At 34.1% G+C, this 1,740-nt stretch carries 1 protein-coding gene; it reads right to left on the bottom strand.

From position 1 onward, the window contains the following. Nucleotides 1–245: 245 nt before the first annotated feature. On the bottom strand, nucleotides 246–1,469 hold the full coding sequence (gene nhaA / locus VNJ50_RS04230; RefSeq protein ID WP_325579367.1) for a Na+/H+ antiporter NhaA: 1,224 nt from the start codon (nucleotides 1,467–1,469) through the stop codon (nucleotides 246–248). Between the last annotated feature and the right edge of the window lie 271 nt (nucleotides 1,470–1,740).

Here is a 1,740-nt window from a genome sequence, read left to right as displayed (position 1 = left end):
TATTCTAAGAATGACATTCATTGGCTAATTAAATAGATAAAAAAACACAACGTCGCTTGTGAAAATGAAAAAAGTAGGAGTTGAAATGTGCTATTGCTCTACAGAAATGATGATTTTGTGTGGAAATTAGAATAACGCTATTCATGTTATTAGAAAAAACGAAAGCCAATTGAAATAACATGAGACCCATAATTTGTATTTTTATCAAATATATTAATAAACTGCAAAGATCAAAGGGGCTCAATCTAGACGATTGCTTCAGAGTGTTTCTCAACTTTTACTTCGTGCTCTTTGATATGTTTTGCTGGGTAGCTAATTTTGAGCCAAATAAATCCAATTATCATAGATAGTAAAGAAGCTATCAATACTGCCAATTTGGATGTGTCACCATCAAACTTGTTTTCAAAAGCTAGCGTGGAAATAAAGATGGACATAGTGAAGCCAATTCCTGCCAAAAAGCCCACTCCCAAAAATCGTTTTAATGTTACATTCTTCGGCAAATTGATAATCTTCGTTTTTACTAATAAAAAAGTCGCCGACATTATGCCAAGTGGTTTGCCAATAAAAAGGCCTAAGATGATGGCCATAGAAAGTGGCGATGCCAAATTAGCAAAAGAAGCTCCTGAAATATACAAACTTGTATTTGCCAAAGCAAAAACAGGTATGATTATAAAATTAACGGGAAAGTTAAGAATAGACTCGTATCGGGTTATTTTATTTATTGGAAGTAACATTGCCATTATTATGCCCGCAAATGTTGCATGAATACCTGAGTTGTAAACGCAATACCACATAATGAGGCCTATTATTACATAAAATATATTGCGAATTTTCTTGTTAGAGAGCTTTTTAAGTACAAGTAGCCCTGCACCAATGCAAAGGATTACACCTCCCAGGCAGATTAATTTGGGAGCATTACCATAAAACAACGCAATAATAAGAATTGCACATAAATCATCGATAATTGCAAGAGCAGTTAAGAATATTTTTAATGAAAAGGGAACAGACTTGCCCACCATTGCTAAAACACCCAGAGAGAATGCAATATCAGTTGCCGTAGGAATTGCCCATCCGTGTTCAAATCCGGTGCCTCTCGTAATGTACAAGAAAATAAGAGCTGGAACTGCCACTCCAAATAAAGCAGAAATAGCAGGAAACATAGCTTTATTAAATGAAGATAGTTCTCCAACAATTGCTTCTCTTTTTATTTCAATGCCGACATGAAAGAAGAAAATTGCCATCAAAGCATCGTTTACAAAATGAAGAAGGTTTGAAGGTAAGTTAAGATGTTGGAAAAATGATATGTCTTTCAGCCAAAAGTCGTGATAAGTAACACCAATCGATCCTGAATTAGTCAGAATTAGGGAAAGTGCCGTACACATTAGTAGTGTAATCCCAACTGAACGCGAGTCCACGAAGAAACTATAAAACGGGAAGCTTTTTAGCCTCCGAGCTATTATTTTGTGCATAACCTAAAACTAAAATTGTGTTCTGTTTGTGTTAAACTAAAAAAATGTGTGTTTTTCAAAAGTAATTTTTGCAAAGTTAATTAAATGTCTGATAAATGCGAAGTTTTTAGAAGCACTTGTTTTGAAAAAGGATATTGATGCGTGTTTTTTTAAGAAAAAACCAGCTCTATATCTATGTTTAACAACACAGAATAGAGCTGGCTATATTAATAATAAGAATTCTGGAAGAATCAGGATGTGTTCGAGCTTAGTATATCATCTTTTTCCTCCT

This window comes from Gelidibacter sp. (genome assembly GCF_035577925.1).
Lineage (GTDB): Bacteria > Bacteroidota > Bacteroidia > Flavobacteriales > Flavobacteriaceae > Gelidibacter.
Note: the sequence above shows the minus strand (reverse complement) of the source record. Positions and strands in the feature narration are given on the sequence as shown.

What these genes read in the sequence shown, in the direction of transcription:
- nhaA (WP_325579367.1), bottom strand. Translation starts at nt 1,469, where the DNA reads ATGCACAAAATAATAGCTCGGAGGCTAAAAAGCTTCCCGTTTTATAGT.